General features: G+C 66.4%; 13 protein-coding genes. 10 read left to right on the top strand and 3 right to left on the bottom strand.

Annotated features, from left to right (window positions below):
• Positions 1 to 92 precede the first annotated feature (92 nt).
• The 10 genes from ACW7G2_RS01585 to ACW7G2_RS01540 all read left to right on the top strand — a co-directional run bounded on the left by ACW7G2_RS01585 (position 93) and on the right by ACW7G2_RS01540 (position 10,808).
• A complete protein-coding gene (locus ACW7G2_RS01585) occupies positions 93 to 1,517 on the top strand; it encodes an aldehyde dehydrogenase (RefSeq protein WP_456972028.1) in 1,425 nt (474 codons plus the stop codon).
• A 28-nt stretch (positions 1,518 to 1,545) separates the two neighbouring features.
• Positions 1,546 to 2,208, top strand: a complete 663-nt coding sequence (can, locus tag ACW7G2_RS01580; protein ID WP_456972026.1) for a carbonate dehydratase — start codon at positions 1,546 to 1,548, stop codon at positions 2,206 to 2,208.
• Positions 2,209 to 2,646 (top strand): RidA family protein, encoded by a 438-nt coding sequence (locus ACW7G2_RS01575; protein WP_456972024.1) that lies wholly within the window; start codon positions 2,209 to 2,211, stop codon positions 2,644 to 2,646. It begins immediately after the preceding gene.
• A gap of 20 nt (positions 2,647 to 2,666) precedes the next feature.
• The gene (locus tag ACW7G2_RS01570; protein ID WP_456972022.1) at positions 2,667 to 3,203 is read left to right on the top strand and encodes a 3-hydroxyanthranilate 3,4-dioxygenase; all 537 of its coding nucleotides are present in this window, start codon (positions 2,667 to 2,669) and stop codon (positions 3,201 to 3,203) included.
• A gap of 228 nt (positions 3,204 to 3,431) precedes the next feature.
• A complete protein-coding gene (locus ACW7G2_RS01565; protein ID WP_456972020.1) occupies positions 3,432 to 4,457 on the top strand; it encodes an amidohydrolase family protein in 1,026 nt (341 codons plus the stop codon).
• Positions 4,454 to 5,731: a kynureninase gene (gene kynU / locus ACW7G2_RS01560; RefSeq protein WP_456972018.1), complete on the top strand. Its 1,278-nt coding sequence runs from the start codon at positions 4,454 to 4,456 to the stop codon at positions 5,729 to 5,731. Before ACW7G2_RS01565 ends, kynU begins: the two co-directional genes overlap by 4 nt.
• A gap of 14 nt (positions 5,732 to 5,745) precedes the next feature.
• Positions 5,746 to 7,131, top strand: coding sequence for an FAD-dependent oxidoreductase (locus ACW7G2_RS01555; protein WP_456972016.1), 1,386 nt, complete (start codon positions 5,746 to 5,748; stop codon positions 7,129 to 7,131).
• On the top strand, positions 7,128 to 8,591 hold the full coding sequence (gene sbcB / locus ACW7G2_RS01550) for an exodeoxyribonuclease I (protein ID WP_456972014.1): 1,464 nt from the start codon (positions 7,128 to 7,130) through the stop codon (positions 8,589 to 8,591). The genes ACW7G2_RS01555 and sbcB overlap by 4 nt, the downstream gene beginning before the upstream one ends.
• A 5-nt stretch (positions 8,592 to 8,596) precedes the next feature.
• Positions 8,597 to 9,283, top strand: a complete 687-nt coding sequence (locus ACW7G2_RS01545) for a DUF2461 domain-containing protein (RefSeq protein ID WP_456972012.1) — start codon at positions 8,597 to 8,599, stop codon at positions 9,281 to 9,283.
• Positions 9,284 to 9,326: 43 nt separating this feature from the next.
• The gene (locus ACW7G2_RS01540) at positions 9,327 to 10,808 is read left to right on the top strand and encodes an aldehyde dehydrogenase family protein (RefSeq protein ID WP_456972010.1); all 1,482 of its coding nucleotides are present in this window, start codon (positions 9,327 to 9,329) and stop codon (positions 10,806 to 10,808) included.
• Positions 10,809 to 10,923: 115 nt separating this feature from the next.
• Here the strand turns inward: ACW7G2_RS01540 and ACW7G2_RS01535 are convergent, their stop codons facing one another.
• The 3 genes from ACW7G2_RS01535 to ACW7G2_RS01525 form a co-directional block, all read right to left on the bottom strand.
• Positions 10,924 to 12,387 (bottom strand): flavin-containing monooxygenase, encoded by a 1,464-nt coding sequence (locus tag ACW7G2_RS01535; protein ID WP_456972008.1) that lies wholly within the window; start codon positions 12,385 to 12,387, stop codon positions 10,924 to 10,926.
• A 352-nt stretch (positions 12,388 to 12,739) separates the two neighbouring features.
• Complete coding sequence (locus tag ACW7G2_RS01530; protein ID WP_456972006.1) at positions 12,740 to 13,648, bottom strand: 5'-nucleotidase; 909 nt, start codon at positions 13,646 to 13,648, stop codon at positions 12,740 to 12,742.
• Positions 13,649 to 13,698: 50 nt separating this feature from the next.
• The gene (locus ACW7G2_RS01525; RefSeq protein WP_456972004.1) at positions 13,699 to 14,475 is read right to left on the bottom strand and encodes an NAD kinase; all 777 of its coding nucleotides are present in this window, start codon (positions 14,473 to 14,475) and stop codon (positions 13,699 to 13,701) included.
• Between the last annotated feature and the right edge of the window lie 48 nt (positions 14,476 to 14,523).

Below are 14,523 nucleotides of genomic sequence, written 5' to 3'. Positions count from 1 at the left end.
ATCGCCGTTACCGGAGCCACACCGGGCCGCCAGGTGTCACGCGGCTTCGCGCGCATGGCGCGCTCCTACAAATGGGCCAGTACAATCGGCGGATGCGTCGGTATGCACACTTTATTGATGGCGAGACCCGCGAGCCCGCAGGCGGCAGCTGGCTTGAGGTCTTCGACCCGGCGCTTGGCGAGCCCTGGGCCGAGGTCGCAGCCGGCGATGCGCGCGACGTGGACGATGCCGTCAACGCCGCACAGGCGGCCTTCCCCGGCTGGTCAGGCCTGCGCAACAGCGAGCGTTCCGCGCACCTGGAGCGTCTGGCCGCAGCACTCGAAGCCAGGACCGACGATTTCGCCCTTGCCGAAGCACGCAACGGCGGCAAACCGCTCGCGCTGGCCCGCGATGCCGAAATCCCGCGCGCGGTAGCCAACCTGCGGTTCTTCGCCCACGCCGCCACCCAGTTCTCCAGCGAATCCCACCACGGCGAAGCCGGACTCAACTACACCCTGCGCCAGCCGCTGGGCGTGGTGGGCACCATCTCGCCCTGGAACCTGCCGCTGTACCTGTTCACCTGGAAGATCGCGCCAGCGCTGGCCGCAGGCAACACGGTGGTGGCCAAGCCTTCCGAAGTCACTCCCGCCACCGCCGCCATGTTCGGCGAGCTGGCGCACGAGGCGGGCCTGCCTGCGGGCGTGCTCAATATCGTCCACGGCGGCGGCCCCGAGGTGGGCGAATCGATCGTCCGCCACGATGCGGTGCGGGCGATGTCCTTCACCGGCAGCACTGCCGTAGGACGCCGCATTGCCGGCCTTGCCGGGCCGCTGCTGAAGAAGGTGTCGCTGGAGCTGGGCGGCAAAAATCCGACCCTGGTGTTCGCCGACTCGGCCTGGGAGGCGCATCTGGATACCTTCATCCGCTCCGCTTTCCAGAACTCCGGGCAGATCTGCCTGTGCGGCTCGCGCATCCTGGTGGAGCGCTCGATCTACCAGGCGTTCCGCGATGCCTTCGTTGAACGCACGCGCGCCCTGCGCCCCGGCGACCCCATGGACGAAGGCATCAACCTCGGCCCGCTGGTCTCGCAGGCGCACTTCGACAAGGTCACCAGCGCCATCGCGCGGGCCCGGGAGGAAGGCGGAAGCCTGCTCTGCGGCGGCCAGCGGCTGGACCGGCCGGGCTGGTTCGTGGCGCCCACCGTCATCGAAGGCCTGGGACCGGACAGCAGCACCAACCTCGAGGAGATCTTCGGCCCGATGGTGACTCTGCAACCGTTCGATGATGACGGGCACGCCCTGGAGCTGGCCAACGCCGGCGATTACGGCTTGTCCGCTTCCGTCTGGACCCGCGACCTCGACCGCGCGCACCGCTTCGGCGCCGAGCTGCACGCCGGCATGGTCTGGATCAACACCTGGCTGCAGCGCGACCTGCGCACCCCTTTTGGCGGCATGGGCCAGTCCGGGCTGGGGCGCGAAGGCGGACTGGAGGCGATGCGCTTCTACACCGAACCCCGCAACGTCTGCATCGCCACCTGACAACACAGCCTCTACTTTACGGACCTCCATGTACAGACTCCACGACCTGCTGGAACGCAACCGCAACTGGGCTGAGCGCGTTGAAGCCGAAGACCCCGGCTTCTTCGACCGCCTGTCCGGGATCCAGACGCCGCGCTTCCTGTGGATCGGCTGCTCCGATTCGCGCGTGCCGGCCAACCAGATCATCGATGTAAACCCGGGCGAGGTATTCGTGCACCGCAACGTCGCCAACGTGGTGGTGCACACCGATTTGAACTGCCTGTCGGTGATCCAGTTCGCCATCGATGTGCTGGGGGTCGAACACATCCTGGTCGTCGGCCACTACGGCTGCGGTGGCGTTGGCGCAGCGCTGGAAGGCACCAGCGTGGGCCTGGCGGACAACTGGATCCGCCACGTCAAGGACGTGAAGCACAAGCACCGCGGGCTGATCGAATCCCTCGACGACCCCGAGCAGCGCCATGACCGCCTGTGCGAGCTCAACGCGCTGGAGCAGATGATCAACATCTGCGAATCCACCGTGGTGCGCGAAGCATGGTCACGCGGACAGAACGTCTCGGTGCATGCCTGGGTGTACTCGCTGCGCAACGGTCGCGTGCATGATCTGGGGCTGGCGATCGACTCGCCTGCTGCCCTGCCCGAACAATACGGTCCGGCGTTGGAACGCATCTGCCAGGCCCGCGAGGATCGCTGAATGGAGAAGCCAACCGTCCGCACTGCCACCGCCCCTGGGCCCGTCGGCGCCTACCCCCACGCCAGGCGCGTGGGTGAGTTGCTGTTCCTGTCCGGCATCGGCCCGCGCGATGCAGCCACCAATGCCATTGCCGGCAACCTATATGACGCCGATGGCAATGTTGTGACCCACGACATCACCGCCCAGACCCACGCCGTGTTCGCCAACGTACGGGCCGTGCTGGAAGCCAGCGGGGCGCGTTGGGAAGACCTGGTGGACGTGACCGTCTACCTCACCGACATGGCCGGCGATTTCAAGGCCTATAACGCGGTGTGGGCCGAATACTTCCCCGATATCGATACCGCGCCCTGCCGCACCACCCTGGGCATCGACGCCCTGCCCACCCCCATCGCGATAGAGTTGAAGTGTGTGGCGGCCCTGCCGCCGCAGCGTGCCTGACCCAGGCCAGGAGGACCCACATGTTCCCCGCCCCGCTCAACCTGCAGAAGTGGATCGAAGACAACCGCCACCTGCTCAAACCGCCGGTCGGCAACAAGTGCCTGTACGACGGCGACTTCATCGTCATGGTGGTGGGCGGCCCGAACGCGCGCACCGATTACCACTACGATGAAGGCCCCGAGTGGTTCTACCAGCTCGAGGGCGAGATGACCCTTCGCATCCAGGACAGTTCCGAAGGAGAGCCCGGCAAGCCGCGCGACATCAAGATCCGCGCCGGCGAGACCTTCCTGCTGCCGCACAAGGTGCCGCACTCCCCGCAGCGCGCCGAAGGTTCGATCGGCCTGGTGATCGAGCGCAAGCGCCTGCCGCACGAGAAGGACGGGCTGATGTGGTTCTGCGAGCAGTGCAACCACAAGCTCTACGAGGAATATTTCCAGCTCCAAGACATCGAAGTGGACCTGCCGCCGGTCTTCGACCGCTTCTATGCCTCGGAAGCCAACCGTACCTGTGATGCGTGCGGCCACCTCAACCCCCGCCCCGCCCGCTACGAATCCTGACACGCTGCGCCCGCAGGCACGCCGCCCTCGTAGGAGCGCGCCACGCGCGCGAAACCGCGTGACATCAATCGGCGCCACGCAGCTTCGGCCCCAACGCACTCACCGAAGCTCCCCCGCAAACCATGATTCACGCGGCTTCGCGCGCATGGCGCGCTCCTACGTTTGTGGGCCGCCCGCGGTATCCTGAACCCAATGCTCCGCGCCCGCGGGCCGATGCCACGAGGCTCCATGCTGAAAATCGACATCCACGCCCATTGTCTGCCACGTGACTGGCCCGACCTGGCGGCCAAGTACGGCGACCCGCGCTTCCCGGTGATCCACCACACCAGCGACGGACGCCACCGGATCTATCGCAACGGCAAGTTTTTCCGCGAGATCTGGTCCAACACCTGGGATGCGCAGGAGCGGATCGATGACTTCGCGCAGTTCGGGGTGCAGGTGCAGGTGATCAGCACGGTGCCGGTGATGTTCAGCTACTGGGCGAAAGCCAACCAGGCGCTGGAATTGCACCAGGCCCTCAACGACCACATGGCCGAAACCTGCCGCGCGCATCCGCGTCATTACGCAGGGATCGGCACCGTGCCGCTGCAGTCGCCGCGGCTGGCCATCCAGGAGCTCGAACGCTGCATGGAGCAGTTGGGCCTGCAGGGCGTGCAGATCGGTTCGCACGTGCAGGTGTCGCCGGAAACACACTGGAACCTCGACGCGCCGGAGCTGTTCCCGTTCTTCGAAGCCGCGGCGGACCTTGGCGCGGCGATCCTGGTGCATCCCTGGGACATGATGGGCACCGACACCATGCCCAAATACTGGCTGCCGTGGCTGGTGGGCATGCCGGCCGAACAGTCGCGCGCCGCCTGTTCGCTGGTGTTCGGCGGAGTGCTGGAACGCCTGCCGAAGCTGAAGATCTGCATGGCCCACGGCGGCGGCAGCTTCCCCTACACCATCGGCCGCATCGAGCACGGCTTCAACATGCGCCCCGATCTGGTGGCCACCGACAATCCGCACAATCCGCGCAAGTACCTCAAGCAGCTGTATTTCGACTCCTGGGTCGCCGATCCGAAGGCGCTGGAGTACCTGATTGATGTCTGCGGGGTGGATCGGGTGATGCTGGGCACCGACTATCCCTTCCCGCTGGGTGAGCAGAAACCAGGCGCGGTGATCGAAGGCGTGGAACTGGACGCAGCCGGCAAGGCCCGCCTCTATCACGGCACCGCGTTGGAATGGCTCGACCTGCCCAAGGGGAGGTTCGCATGACGGATCTGCATTCCACTGAGCACGCCAACGCCCTGGACGCGGCTGATCCGCTGCACGTGCTGCGCAGTGAATTCCACATCCCCCTGCACGAAGGGCGCGAGCAGGCCTATTTCTGCGGCAACTCGCTCGGTCTGCAGCCGCGCCGCGCACGCACGTATGTGGAAGAGGTGCTGGACAAATGGGCCGTGGAAGCGGTGGAAGGCCACTTCACCGGCACGGGGCAGTGGATGCCGTATCACCAACTGGTGCGCGACGGTCTGGCGGCCACCGTGGGCGCCCTGCCCTCGGAGGTGGTGGCGATGAACTCGCTCACCGCCAACCTGCACCTGTTGATGGTCAGCTTCTACCGGCCCACGACGGAGCGGCCGGCAATCCTGATGGAGGCCGGAGCTTTTCCTTCCGATCGTTACGCACTTGAATCACAGGTGCGCTTCCACGGATTCAATCCGGACACCGACCTGATCGAGGTGCAGCCGGACGAAGCCGAAGGAACCATTTCCATGGCGGCGATCGAGCGCGCCATCGCCGAGCACGGCCCACGCCTGGCGCTGGTGCTCTGGCCCGGCGTGCAGTACCGCACCGGCCAGGCCTTCGACATGGCGGAGATAGTGCGCCTGGGGCATGCCGCGGGCGCAGTGGTGGGTTTCGACCATGCGCACGCGGCCGGCAACCTGCCGCTGCGGATGCATGACTCCGACGCCGACTTCGCGGTCTGGTGCCACTACAAATACATGAACGCTGGACCCGGCGCGGTGGCCGGCTGTTTCGTACACGAGCGTCACGCGCGCACCGATCGCCCACGCTTCGCCGGCTGGTGGGGGCACGAGCAGGACAGCCGCTTCCGCATGGGGCCGGAATTCGTGCCAACGCCCGGCGCCGAAGGCTGGCAGCTGAGCAACCCGCCCATCCTCGGACTGGCGCCGCTGCGGGCGTCGCTGGAACTGTTCGAACGCGCGGGCATGGAAGCACTGCGCAGCCGGTCCGAGCGGCTGACCGGCTACCTGCACGCGCTGATCGGAGCGCGCCTGCAGCACGTGCTGCAGATCGTGACCCCGGCCGAGTCCTGCCGCCGCGGCGCCCAGCTGTCGCTGCGGGTGCGCGCGGGGCGCGATGCCGGCAGGGCCCTGTTCGAACACCTTGCCCGCCACGGCGTGCTCGGCGACTGGCGCGAACCCGATGTGATCCGCATTTCCCCTGCCCCGCTCTACAACAGCCATGCCGACGTGCTGCGCTTTGCGCAGGAAGTCGAGGCCTGGGCTGCGAAGCACTCCTGATACCGGATGCATACATGACCGACAACGATCAACACATCACCATCGTCGGAGCCGGCCTGGCCGGCGCCGTGCTCGGTGCCCTGCTGGCCCGGCGCGGCCACAAGGTGGACATCTACGAGCGGCGTGGCGACCCGCGGATGCAGGGCTACGAAGGCGGCCGTTCGATCAACATGGCCCTGGCCGAGCGCGGCCGCCATGCGCTGCAGCAGGCTGGCGCGGAAGACGAGGTCATGGCGCGCACGGTGATGATGCGCGGGCGCATGGTGCATTTCGCCGATGGCAGCCATCAGCTGCAGCGCTACGGGCGCGATGACTCGGAAGTGATCTGGTCGGTGCACCGCGGCAACCTCAACATCACCCTGCTCGACCATGCCGAGGCCGCCGGCGCGAAGCTGCACTTCAACCGGCGCCTGGAATCACTGGATTTCGAAGCCGGCCGGGCCCGCTTCATCGACGATTCCAACGAAGGCAAGGCCAGCGCCGTCGACTTCGGCGTGATCGTGGGTGCCGACGGTGCCGGCTCGGCGGTGCGCGCGCAGATGCAGCGGGAAACCAAGCTGGGCGAACGCTTCGAATCGCTGGGCCATTCCTATCGCGAGCTGGAGATCCCGTCCGGCGAGGACGGCCAGTTCCGGATTGAACCCAACGCCCTGCATATCTGGCCGCGCGACGATTACATGTGCATCGCCCTGCCCAATGACAGCGGCAACTTCACCGTCACGCTGTTCATGCCCAACGAGGGCGAGCCCGGCTTCGACACCGTGCGCTCGGTGCAGCAGGCGCGCGAGCTGTTCCAGCGCGACTTTCCCGACCTGCTGCCGCTGCTGCCCGGCCTTGAGCACGACTGGCAGCACAACCCGGTCAGCCCGCTGGGCACCCTGTACCTGGATCGCTGGCGGCTGTACGGACGCGCGGTGCTGGTGGGCGACGCCGCCCACGCGATGGTGCCTTTCCACGGCCAGGGCATGAACTGCGCGCTGGAGGACTGCGTGTCGCTGGCCCGCCATATCGACGCGGGGCCGGACATGGCCGCCGCCTTCACCGCCTACGAGAACGAACGCCGCCCCAACGCCGAGGCCATCCAGCAGATGGCCCTGGACAACTACCGGGAGATGCGCGACCGGGTGGACGACGCCGACTATCTGCTCCAGCGCGAACTGGAATTGAAGCTGCAGCAGCGCCACCCTGACCGCTTCGTGCCGCGTTACGCCATGGTTACCTTCATGCGCATTCCCTACGCGCTGGCGCTGGAGCGCAACGGCATCCAGCAGGAGATCCTGGTGCAGGCAACCGCGGGACTGGAGTCGCTGGACACCGTGGATTGGGAAGCGCTGGACGAGACAATCAAGGCGCAGCTGATGCCGCTGAGCGACGAACAAAAGGCAGGCGCGGGGAAGTGAGCGGCAGCTTTCTTTTCTACGACCTGGAAACCTGGGGCCGCGACCCGCGCCTGACCCGGATCGCCCAGTTCGCCGCCATCCGTACCGATCTGGACCTGCAGCCGGTCGATGAGCCCATCGATTTCTTCGTCCGTCCCGCCGACGACCTGCTGCCCTCCCCGGGTGCCTGCATGGTGACCGGGATCGACCCCTGGCAAGCGCAACGCGATGGCGTCAGCGAAGCGGAAGCATTCGCCCGCATCCAGGAAGAGATGTCGCGGCCCGGCACGTGCACCGTTGGCTACAACTCGCTGCGCTTTGACGACGAGTTCGTGCGCCACGGCCTGTTCCGCAATTTCTTTGATCCCTATGAGCGCGAATGGCGCGGCGGCAACAGCCGCTGGGACCTGCTGGACGTGATGCGGCTGGCACATGCCTTGCGACCGGAGGGCGTCCACTGGCCGCAGCGCGAGGACGGCAAGGGCACCTCGTTCAAGCTGGAGCACCTGGCCGAAGCCAACGGTGTACGCGAGGGTGACGCGCACGAGGCCCTGTCGGACGTGCGTGCGCTGATCGGCATGGCCCGCGCGTTCCGACGTGCCCAGCCGCGGCTGTGGGACTACGCCCTGCGCCTGCGCGACAAGCGCTTCGCCGGCGGCCTGCTGGATATCACCGCGGCCGATCCGGTGCTGCACGTATCGCAGCGGTATCCAGCCGTGCGCCTGTGCGCTGCGCCGGTGTTGCCGCTGGCGCGCCATCCGCAGATCGACAGCAGGGTGATCGTGTTCGACCTTGACGGCGATCCGGAAGCGCTGCTGGCGCTGGATCCGGATGAGATCGCAGACCGGGTGTTTGTTTCCTCCCGCGACCTGCCGGAAGGCGTCACCCGGATCCCGCTCAAGGAAGTCCAGGCCAACCGCTGCCCGGCGCTGGTGGCCTGGAACCACCTGCGCCCGGCGGACCTGGCGCGGCTGGCGATCGAACCGGCCACGGTGCTGGCACGGGCGGCCCGGCTGCGGGCGGCCGGCCCCGAACTGGCGGAAAAGATCCGCCTGGTATTCGCCAGGCGCGGCGCACGCGAGCCTGGCGATGCCGACGCATCGCTCTATGACGGGTTCCTGCCCGATGGCGATCGCCGGCGCATGATCGAGGTGCGGGCAACCCCGCCCGACGCGCTGGGAGCGCGTGATTTCGGCTTCGAGGATCCGCGCCTGGCCGAGCTGCTGTTCCGCTACCGCGCACGCAACTGGCCGGACAAGCTCGACGCGGCCGAGCGTGAACAGTGGGACGCGTTCCGTCGCCGCCGCCTTGCGACCGAGAGTGGGCTGTCGGAGGTTTCCCTGTCGGGCTTTTTCCTCGAGCTTGAAACGCTGCGCGGCGTTCATGCCGCCGACGGTGCCCGGATCGCTCTGCTCGACCGTCTCGAAGCCTGGGGCCGGGAGCTGCAGGACGACCTCGCTCTCCCCGTCCCTGCCCGCTGATATCGATGACCACCTATTTCACCGACAAGGCCTTCCGCTTCCTGCGCGCGCTGGAGCGCAACAACGAGCGCGAATGGTTCCACGCTCACAAGGCCGATTACGAGACCCACCTGCGCGAACCGTTCCAGCGCCTGCTCACCGACCTGCAGCCCGACCTGGCCACGGTGAGCCTGCACTATCGCGCCGACCCAAAGAAGATGAACGGCTCGCTGTTCCGGATCCATCGCGACACCCGTTTCTCCAACAACAAGGCGCCCTACAAGAACTGGCAGAGTGCGCGCCTTTATCACGAGCGCTACCGCGAGACCGCGGCGCCGGCCTGGTATCTGCAGCTGCGCCCGGATGACAGCTTCTTCGCCGCGGGCATCTGGAATCCCGAATCACCAGTGCTGCGCCAGATCCGCCAGTTCATCGTCGACAATCCCGCCGGCTGGAAATCCGCTGCGCACGCCCCGGCCTTCCGCCGCCGTTACCGCATGTCGGAATCCGACATGCTGGTCCGCCGCCCACGCGGGTTTCCGGAAGATTTCCCCTTCATCGACGACCTGCGCCACCGCAATTTCGTCTTCATGCGCAGCTTGGACAAGGACCTGATCACCGGGCCGCGCCTGCGCCAAACGCTGGTCCGCGATCTGAAGGCGACAGCGCCTTTCATGGACTACCTCTGCGCCGCGCTGGACCTGGAGTTCTGAAAGGGCGAATGCGCAGCCACTGCCTGACACGAGGTGCATTGCAATGAATGAGAAAACTGCCAAAACCGCCTACCGGAACCTGGCTCTGCAGCCGCTTGGCGGTACATGGCGCGAAGGTCGCGCCAACCGCCGGCTCGAGGTGATCAACCCCTTCAGCGGCGATCAGCTGCTGGAGATCGCAATGGCCAACCACGAGGACCTGGATGCGGCATACCTCGGCGCAGCGAAGGCGCAGCCCGATTGGGCGGCAATGGGCCCTGGCACGCGCGCCGCGGTGATGCATCGTGCGGTGGCGATCTTCGATGCGCGCAAGGACGAAATCATCGACTGGCTGGTTCGCGAGTCCGGCAGCACCCGGATCAAGGCCGCGATCGAATGGGGTTCCGCCCGCGCAATCACCCTGGAGGCGGCCAGCATGCCCGGCCGCAGCCATGGCCGTGTGCTTCCCTCCGATGTGCCGGGCAAGCAGAGTCTGGTGTACCGGAAGCCGCAGGGCGTGGTGGGCGTGATCAGCCCGTGGAACTTCCCCCTGCACCTGAGCATCCGCTCGGTCGCGCCGGCGCTGGCGCTGGGCAACGCGGTGGTGGTCAAGCCGGCCAGCGACACGCCGGTGACCGGCGGGCTGCTGCTGGCGCGGATCTTCGAAGAGGCGGGCCTGCCAGCTGGCCTGCTGAGCGTGGTGGTGGGCGCGGGTTCGGAGATTGGCGATGCCTTTGTCGAGCACCCGGTGCCGTCATTCATTTCCTTCACCGGCTCTACCGAGGTTGGCCGCGGCATCGGCCGCATCGCCAGTGGCGGCGAGCATCTCAAGCGCGTCGCCCTCGAACTGGGCGGCAACAGCCCGTTTGTAGTGCTGGCGGATGCCGATGTGGAGGCCGCGGTGGATGCAGCCGTGGTCGGCAAGTTCCTGCACCAGGGACAGATCTGCATGGCGATCAACCGGATCATCGTCGAGGAGCCGATGCTGGCGGAGTTCACCAGCCGGTTCGTCGAGCGGGTCAAGGCGCTGGCGGTGGGGGATCCAGCCGAACCTGAGACAGTGATCGGCCCGGTAATCAATGCCAAGCAGCTGGACAGCCCGCGAGTCAAGGTGGCCAGGGCGAAGAAGGAAGGCGCGAAGCTGCTGGTGGGCGGCGAACCCGACGGCAACGTGATGCCGCCACACGTATTTGGTGACGTCACCGCCGACATGGAGATCGCTCGCGAGGAGATCTTCGGCCCGCTGGTGGGCATCCAGTCCGCGCGCGATGCGGAGCACGCGCTGGAGCTGGCCAACGACAGTGAGTACGGGCTGTCCAGCGCCGTCTTCACTGGCGACGTGGCGCGCGGACTCGAGTTCGCCCGCCGCGTCCGCGCCGGCATGACCCATGTGAACGACATGCCCGTCAATGACGACGCCAACGCGCCGTTCGGAGGCGAGAAGAACTCCGGCCTGGGCCGCTTCAACGGTGACTGGGCGATCGACGAGTTCACCACCGACCAGTGGATCACGGTGCAGACCGGTCCACGGCCATATCCCTTCTGAGGAGTCATCCATGCGGACTCCTGCAGCCCGCATGGCCTTGAAGCAGCGGCCCCGGTCAAGCCAGTCCTGGAGATCTAGGGGCGGTCATGACCGCCCCTAGATCCTCGATCATTGATCAGGCGCGCCGACGCGCCTCCGCTCCAACCTGCAGCTCCGCGGCCGCGTCGGCAGCACGAAGCCCCAGCGCGAAATCCGGCACGCGGGCCACCGGAACGACGGGCTGGTCCTCCAGTTCGCGCGACTCGTGCAGAAACGCCTCCAGCGAGTCATCCATCGCCTCCATCCAAGGCGTATGGTGCGGCGGGGCCAGGGTGCCGGTGATGGCGGAGCGGTAGCTCTTTTCGCGATAGTCGAGGATCCCGTCGCGCTTGTCGTGCTGCCATTCCTTGAACATCCCGGCAACGCGCTCGATATCGAAGTCCGGGTAGTCGCTGCGGTCAACGAGGTCACGCACGTAGGCGGCCTGGAAGTCGATGTCGTCATCAACGCTGGCACAGGCGTTCTCGCGGGCGAACCAGGCTTCGCTGTCGGCACGCATGGTTTCGGTATCAGGCAGCCTGGTCCGGCCCAGGATCACATCGCGCGCCACCCAGGCCTGCGCGTCGAACATGTTGAAGGTGTAGTACTGGTCCTGCATGCCCAGGTAGATCAGCTTGGGGTTGTCGACCCAGAACACGCCCTGGTACAGCCCCTGCGGGTACAGGCGGTTGCTGGTACGCAGGGTCAGCTCATCCGGCAGGAACGGGAAGTGGTGCTGGTAGCCGGTGCACAGGATGATCGCGTCCACATCCTGGCTGCTGCCGTCCACGAAGTGCGCGGTATTGTCCTCCACCCTTGTCAGCAGCGGGCGCTCGCTGAAGGCTTCCGGCCAGTCGTAGCCCATCGGCGCGCTGCGGTAGCTGAAGGTCACCGATTTGGCACCGTACTTGTAGCACTGGGTGCCGATATCCTCGGCCGAATAGCTGCTGCCGACCAGCAGCAGATCCTTGTCGGTGAACTCGCACGCGTCGCGGAAATCGTGCGCGTGCAGGACCCGGCCCGGGAAACTGGACAGGCCTTCAAACGACGGCGCGTTGGGCGTGGAGAAGTGGCCGGTGGCCACCACCACGTAGTCGAATTCTTCACTCACCATGCGATCGTGCTCGAGCTCGCGCACGGTGACGGTGAATTTTCCGGTCTCCTCGCTGTATTCCACCGAATGCACCGCGGTGTTGAAACGGATCTGGTCGCGCAGGTTGCTGCGTTCGATCCGCCCCATGATGTAGTCGCGCAGCACCGGGCGCGGCGGATAGGAGGCAATTGGACGGCCGAAGTGCTCCTCGAAGCTGTAGTCGGCGAACTCCAGGCACTCCTTGGGGCCGTTCGACCACAGGTAGCGGTACATGCTGGCGTGCACCGGCTCGCCGTGTTGGTCCAGGCCGGTGCGCCAGGTGTAGTTCCACATGCCGCCCAGATCGGACTGCTTTTCGAAGCAGACGATTTCTGGAACGTCGGCGCCCGCGCGGCGGGCGGCATCAAAAGCGCGAAGCTGGGCCAGGCCGCTGGGGCCGGCGCCGAGAACGGCGATTCGCTGGGTCATTGTGTTGTGTCTCTCCATGTCGTGAGCCGCCACAAGGGGCGGGATCCAGCGCGAACAAGGCGCGCAGGGAACCGCCAGGCATCGGGCGACATCCGGCGGCAAAAGCGAAATCCCCGGCTGCAGCGGGCCGCACCGATCAGGCAGTGAGGGAAAACAGTCCCTTCGGGACGGAGCGCTGCTCCGAGACGACCGATACCGGTGGAGCGTTCGCGCGCAAGCACTTCATGCGAAGCGCTGCAAAACCGCTGAAAAGCAGCAAAAACGACGGCAAAATGCACGAACGACGCCGAATACTAGCATATTTACTTGCGGCCCCGCCGCCGCGACGGCGGCCAGCACGCCAGCCGGCAGCTCAATTCGGGTTGGAAATTCCATGCGGCACGTGCCCGGTGGCAACGTGCAGGCGTGCCGAATCGATGTTGTGCCGCGAGTCGTCGAAAAAGATATCGGCACCGAACGCATCCAGGAACGGCCCCTTGGCCCGCCCTCCCAGAAACAGCGCCTCGTCCAGCCTGACTCCCCAGTCACGCAGCGTGCGGATCACCCGTTCGTGCGCCGGCGCGGAGCGCGCCGTCACCAGTGCCGTGCGGATCGGGGACGCCTCCCCCGCCGGGTACGCCGCCTGGAGATCGTGCAATGCCGAAAGGAAGCCACGGAACGGTCCGCCGGACAGCGGCTCGTGGGCGCGGCTGCGCTCATGCTCGTGGAAGGCATCGATCCCCTGCAGCTGCGATACGCGCTCGCCCTCATCGCTGAAGATCACCGCGTCACCGTCGAATGCGATACGCAGCTGGTCGTGACGGTGCCGCTGCGCCTTGGCCGGCAGGATGGTGGCCGCGGCAACCCCGTTCTCCAGCGCCGCGCGGACCGAATCCGGGTTGGCCGAGAGGAACAGCTGGGCCCCGAACGGACGCGTGTACGGCCAGGTGGGCTCGCCCGAGGTGAATGCCGCCCGCGAGATCGCCAGCGCGTGGTGCTGGATGGAATTGAAAATGCGCAGGCCGGTATCGGCGGAGTTGCGGGACAGCAGGATCACCTCCACCCGCGGCGCGTCTTCCACCCCGCCCTCGTTCAACGCCAGCAACTTGCGCACCAGCGGGAACGCAATGCCCGGCTCGAGCACGTCATCCTCATGGATGCGCTGGTGGTCGGCGTAGGCTTCGATCCCTTCGCGCTCGAACAGCCCGTGGCTGTCTTCCAGATCAAACAGTGCCCGCGAAGAGATGGCGACGATCAGCGGTGGAATGGAATTGTCCGACATGGCCCGAGTATGCGCGATCGCAATCGCACCAGGCGAGACGCGGGGCCGGCTCAGACCATGAACTGTTCGCTCAGGATCCGCTCTTCAAGATTGTGCTCGGGATCAAACAGCAGGGTCACCACCCGGTCTCTCGATTCGCGAATCGTCACTTCCACCACATCGCGCACCTCGTGCGAATCAGCGGTGGCACTGACCGGGCGCTTGTAGGGATCCAGCACCTTGAAGCACACCTCGGTCTCCGCCTTGAGCAGCGCACCGCGCCAGCGCCTGGGCCGGAACGGCGCGATCGGCGTCAACGCGATCACGTCTGAATCAAATGGCAGGATCTGTCCGCTGGCGGAGAAGTTGTAGGCGGTACTTCCCGCGGGTGTGGCCACCAGAACGCCGTCGCAAATCAGCTCTTCCAGCCGGGTCTGGCCGTTGAGGTCGATGCTCAGATGGGCGGCCTGTCGGGTCTGTCGCAGCAGCGAGACCTCGTTATAGGCCAGCGATCCGACACTCGCGCCGGACTCGGTCTGCACAATCATTTCCAGCGGCCGCAGGACGGCCGGCTCGGCCGCACTGATGCGTTGAAGCAGGTCTTCCCCATGGAACTGGTTCATCAGGAAACCGACCGTACCCAGCTTCATGCCGTATACGGGCTTTCCCAGGGCGCCATGGCGATGCAGCGTCTGCAACATGAAGCCGTCGCCGCCGAGCGCGCAGAGGATATCGGCCTCGTCGGGGGCATGCTGCTCATGCCCGGCCATCAGGGATTCCAGGGCCTGCTGCGCCTGCGGAGTGGGCGCGGCAAGGAATGCAATGCGGGGAGACTGGGAGGTGCTCATGCGCTGAGCATAGCGCAGCCCGCCAGCACCGCGGGTCGAGGCGACCCG

The organism is Luteimonas sp. A277, from assembly GCF_054052045.1.
Note: the sequence above shows the minus strand (reverse complement) of the source record. Positions and strands in the feature narration are given on the sequence as shown.

Bases quoted from the DNA above. Each gene is read 5' to 3' on its own strand.
- ACW7G2_RS01525 (WP_456972004.1), bottom strand. From the start codon at position 14,475: ATGAGCACCTCCCAGTCTCCCCGCATTGCATTCCTTGCCGCGCCCACT.
- ACW7G2_RS01545 (WP_456972012.1), top strand. From the start codon at position 8,597: ATGACCACCTATTTCACCGACAAGGCCTTCCGCTTCCTGCGCGCGCTG.
- ACW7G2_RS01585 (WP_456972028.1), top strand. From the start codon at position 93: ATGCGTCGGTATGCACACTTTATTGATGGCGAGACCCGCGAGCCCGCA.
- ACW7G2_RS01570 (WP_456972022.1), top strand. From the start codon at position 2,667: ATGTTCCCCGCCCCGCTCAACCTGCAGAAGTGGATCGAAGACAACCGC.
- ACW7G2_RS01555 (WP_456972016.1), top strand. From the start codon at position 5,746: ATGACCGACAACGATCAACACATCACCATCGTCGGAGCCGGCCTGGCC.
- can (WP_456972026.1), top strand. From the start codon at position 1,546: ATGTACAGACTCCACGACCTGCTGGAACGCAACCGCAACTGGGCTGAG.
- ACW7G2_RS01565 (WP_456972020.1), top strand. From the start codon at position 3,432: ATGCTGAAAATCGACATCCACGCCCATTGTCTGCCACGTGACTGGCCC.
- ACW7G2_RS01575 (WP_456972024.1), top strand. From the start codon at position 2,209: ATGGAGAAGCCAACCGTCCGCACTGCCACCGCCCCTGGGCCCGTCGGC.
- ACW7G2_RS01540 (WP_456972010.1), top strand. From the start codon at position 9,327: ATGAATGAGAAAACTGCCAAAACCGCCTACCGGAACCTGGCTCTGCAG.
- ACW7G2_RS01530 (WP_456972006.1), bottom strand. From the start codon at position 13,648: ATGTCGGACAATTCCATTCCACCGCTGATCGTCGCCATCTCTTCGCGG.
- ACW7G2_RS01535 (WP_456972008.1), bottom strand. From the start codon at position 12,387: ATGACCCAGCGAATCGCCGTTCTCGGCGCCGGCCCCAGCGGCCTGGCC.
- kynU (WP_456972018.1), top strand. From the start codon at position 4,454: ATGACGGATCTGCATTCCACTGAGCACGCCAACGCCCTGGACGCGGCT.